This window comes from Brevundimonas sp. CURTG3B2_SDJG (assembly GCF_057364705.1).
The window spans coordinates 1-3,728 of record NZ_JBNFOJ010000270.1 but is presented as its reverse complement, the minus strand read 5'-3'; the positions used below and the strand labels follow the sequence as shown (position 1 = coordinate 3,728).

At 70.8% G+C, this 3,728-nt stretch carries 4 protein-coding genes and 2 pseudogenes; 2 read left to right on the top strand and 4 right to left on the bottom strand.

The features are described 5' to 3' along the window. The 4 genes and pseudogenes from AC2W7C_RS14820 to AC2W7C_RS14805 all read right to left on the bottom strand — a co-directional run. Nucleotides 1-307: pseudogene (locus AC2W7C_RS14820) on the bottom strand (FAD/NAD(P)-binding protein); the annotation flags it as partial. 71 nt (nt 308-378) lie between these two features. Next, a complete protein-coding gene (locus tag AC2W7C_RS14815; protein ID WP_486002103.1) occupies nt 379-594 on the bottom strand; it encodes a hypothetical protein in 216 nt (71 codons plus the stop codon). Beyond that, nucleotides 591-1,085, bottom strand: coding sequence for an FAD/NAD(P)-binding protein (locus tag AC2W7C_RS14810; protein ID WP_486002102.1), 495 nt, complete (start codon nt 1,083-1,085; stop codon nt 591-593). The genes AC2W7C_RS14815 and AC2W7C_RS14810 overlap by 4 nt, the downstream gene beginning before the upstream one ends. Before the next feature lie 80 nt (nt 1,086-1,165). Then, nucleotides 1,166-2,665 carry a phosphomannomutase/phosphoglucomutase gene (locus tag AC2W7C_RS14805; protein ID WP_486002101.1) on the bottom strand — a complete coding sequence of 500 codons (1,500 nt, stop codon included), beginning with the start codon at nt 2,663-2,665 and terminating at the stop codon, nt 1,166-1,168. Between the two features lie 150 nt (nt 2,666-2,815). On the opposite strand from AC2W7C_RS14805, the gene gpmA reads away from it, so the two are divergent. Continuing rightward, nucleotides 2,816-3,535: a 2,3-diphosphoglycerate-dependent phosphoglycerate mutase gene (gene gpmA, locus AC2W7C_RS14800; protein WP_486002100.1), complete on the top strand. Its 720-nt coding sequence runs from the start codon at nt 2,816-2,818 to the stop codon at nt 3,533-3,535. 2 nt (nt 3,536-3,537) lie between these two features. Then, nucleotides 3,538-3,728, top strand: a pseudogene (locus AC2W7C_RS14795) (hypothetical protein); the annotation flags it as partial.

Sequence of the window (3,728 nt, the reverse complement as noted above, 5' to 3'; positions counted from 1 at the left end):
CCGGGTCGTGCCCCGGCCCGGTGCAGTCGATCAGCCAGCGCCCCGTGAGCGGCGGCTGCTCCGGCCCGCTGCGAGGCCTGAAGGTCAAGCTCACGCCGTCGCCGTCCTGCTCGATCCGCCGCACCCGCCCGGCGGTGATCGTCAGCCGGCCCTCGGCCTCCAGCGCGGCGATGGCGGCGGCGATGGAGTCGGCGATCCGGTGGCGGTGCACGTCCCACCACGGCCGCAGGTGGCGCACCAGCCTGGCCCGGGTCGCCGTATCGGCCTGGGCCCACAGTTCGGCGGTGATCGGGCGCAGCCCTTCCATCACCCCGCGCCAGCCTTCATCGCGCGCCAGCCGCCGGGCCTCGTGCAGCCGCGCCGACGGCGCCGAGCTCTTCAGATCGTCCGTGGGCGGAACGGCCTGTCGGCGAGCCTCGTGCCCTCTCCGGCTTCAACCCCCGGCGCGACAGCGCCCGCGCCCGGCCGCGCCAGCCGCGCGCCTGAAGCCACAGCACCATGTCCACCCATGGTCAGGCCCGTGCCCACCACGATCACGTCGTCCTCGGCCCCGATCCGGTCCAGGGCGCCGGCCGCCCAAGGATCGCCGATCACCCGCCCGGCTTCGCCCTCGTGTTCCGGATGGCCGTCTTCGGCGCCGGGTTGCCGGTGGCCAGCACGATCGCGTCCGCCTTGACGGTCCGCCCGTCGGCCAGGCGCAGTGCGCCGGTCTCCAGAGCCGCCGCCTCGCCCGTCACGCGTTCGATCAAGCCCGGAGACGCGGCCTCGGCCGCCGCCAGGCGGTCCTGGACGTACCGGCCGTACAGCCGGCGCGGCGCGAAACCTTCGGGGTCGGCGCGGTCGGGGTGGCGCGCCCTCAGCCAGGCGGCGAAGTCGTCAGGCCGGCCCTCCACCGCGCTCATCCGGTTCGAGCGCACGTTCAGCAGGTGACCGTCGAACGGCGTCGAATAGGCCACGCCCAGGCCGAACCTTCCAGTCCGGTCGATCAGGGTCGAGGCGACGCCCCGTTCCGCCAGCCGGGCCGCCAGCATGGCGCCGGAGAACCCGCCGCCCACGATCGCCACGTGCTGGATGTTGTCGGTCACGACGCCTCCCCGGTCGGCGGGGTTCTGGACCGGGTCGCGCGCCGGGTCAAACCGGTCGAAGGCGGTTCAGGCCGTCGGGCTCAGATTTCCTGGTTGTAGGCGCCGATCTCTTGGTACTTGGCGAGCCGCGGCTTCACCTCCTCGCGGAACAGGGCGCGCATGTCCTCTTCGGACCGCATGCTTTCGACCACCACCACCAGCTCCGGCTTGTTGGACGAGGCGCGCACCAGCACCCACGAGCCGTCCTCCAGGTGCACCCGCACGCCGTTGACGGTGATCGCCTCGACGATCCTGCGCCCCAGGATCTCGCCGCCCGCGTCGGCCAGCGCCTGATACTCGGCCACGATCCGCTCCAGCACGCCGTACTTCAGCTCGTCGTCGCAGTGCGGCGACATCGTCAGGCTGGTCCAGGCGTCGGGCAGGGCCTTCTTCAGGTCCGACAGCTTTTTCCCGGGATTACGGTCCAGCATGGCCAGCACCGCGCCGGCGGCCACGATCCCGTCGTCATAGCCGTGGCCCAGCGGCGCGTTGAAGAAGAAGTGGCCGGACTTCTCGAAGCCTGCCAGGGCGCCCAGCTCGGCGGTCTTGCGCTTGATGTAGCTGTGGCCGGTCTTCCAGTAGACGGTCTCGGCCCCGTTGGCCTTCAGCACGTCATCCGTCTTGTACAGGCCCGTCGACTTCACATCGACGACGAAGGTCGCGTTCGGATGCAGGGCCGACAGGTCGCGGCCCAGCATCAGGCCGATCTTGTCGGCGAAGATCTCCTCGCCGGTGTCGTCCACCACCCCGCAGCGGTCGCCGTCGCCGTCGAAGCCCAGCGCCAGGTCGGCCCCCGTCTCCTTCACCCGGGCCGCCATCTGCACCAGCATGGCGTGATCTTCCGGGTTCGGATTGTATTTCGGGAAGGTATAGTCCAGCTCCGCATCCATCTCGATCACTTCGGCCCCCATCCGGCGCAGCGCCTCGGGGGCGAACGCGCCGGCGGTGCCGTTGCCGCAGGCGGCCACCACCTTGATCGGCCGGGTCAGCTGGGTCTTGGCGACGATGTCGGCGATGTACTTCTCGCGGAAGCCCTCGATCCGGGTCAGCGTCCCGCCGGCGCGCTTCACGCCCTGGTTCTCCAGCACGATCTCCTTCAGCCGCCCGATCTCGTCCGGGCCGAAGGTCAGGGGCGGATTGGCGCCCATCTTCACGCCGGTCCAGCCGTTCTCGTTGTGGCTGGCGGTGACCATGGCCACGCAGGGCGCGCCCAGCTCGAACTGGGCGAAATAGGCCATCGGCGACAGAGCCAGGCCGATGTCCAGCACCTCCATCCCGCCTTCCAGCAGCCCCAGCGTCAGGGCCTGCTTCACCGCCAGCGAGTAGGAGCGGAAGTCGTGGCCGACCACGATCTTGGGCCGCTGTCCGATCTCGTGGACATAGGTCGCCAGCCCCAGGCCCAGCGCCTGGATTCCCAAGAGGTTGATCTCCTTCTCCAACACCCAGCGCGCGTCGTACTCGCGAAAGCCCGTGGGCTTCACCAGCGGCGTCGTCTCGTACTCCGCCGTGTTGGGGAGAAGGTCCTGGCGGGGCTTTGTCATGGTCGATCCCGAGTTGTCGGCGCCCGGTATAGACAGGGGCCTTGAGGCCCACAACAACGCGGGACGGGGCGCGGGGTGGCGCGGGCCGCGAACCTTGACCGGCCGAAGGGGCGGGCCTACCCCCGTCGGCGACGCCCATCGGAGACCCGCATGCCCCGCCTGATCCTGCTGCGCCACGGCCAGAGCCAGTGGAACCTGGAAAACCGCTTCACCGGCTGGGTCGATGTCGACCTGACGGCCGAGGGCGAGGCCCAGGCCCGGCGCGGCGGCGAACTGATCGCGGACGCCGGCTTCCGTCCGGCGGTGATGTTCACCTCGGTCCTCACCCGAGCCAGACGCACCGGCGCCCTGGCGCTGGATTCCGCGGGGCTCAAGGACGTCCCCGTCGTCGAGGATTGGCGCCTGAACGAGCGCCACTACGGCGGCCTGACCGGCCTGGACAAGGCCGAGACCGCGGCCAGGCACGGTGAGGACCAGGTCAGGATCTGGCGGCGCAGCTACGACGTGCCGCCCCCGCCCCTGGCTCCGGGCGGCGAGTTCGACTTCGCCTCGGACCCCCGCTACGCCGGCCAGGCCATCCCCGACACCGAGAGCCTGAAGACCACGCTGGATCGCGTCCTGCCCTATTGGAACGACGCCATCGCTCCGCGGCTGAAGGCTGGCGAGGACGTGCTGATCGCCGCCCACGGCAACTCGCTGCGCGCCATCGTCAAACATCTGTTCTCTGTCCCGGACGACCAGATCGTCGGGGTCGAGATTCCCACCGGCAATCCGCTCGAGATCGACCTTGACGCGGCCCTGACCCCGACTGCGGCGCGCTATCTCGACGACGCTCGCGCCCAGCCCCTGCCGCCGATCCCCGGAGCCTGACCATGACCAGCGCGCAGCAGGCCTCGGACGACATCCGCTTCATGGGCCGGGCCATCGCGCTGGCCAAGGCGCGCATGGGCCAGACCTGGCCCAATCCGGCGGTCGGCTGCGTCATCGTCAAGGACGGCGAGATCGTCTCCGAGGCCGCCACCGCTCCGGGCGCCGCCCCCCACGCGGAGGAGCAGGCCGTCCC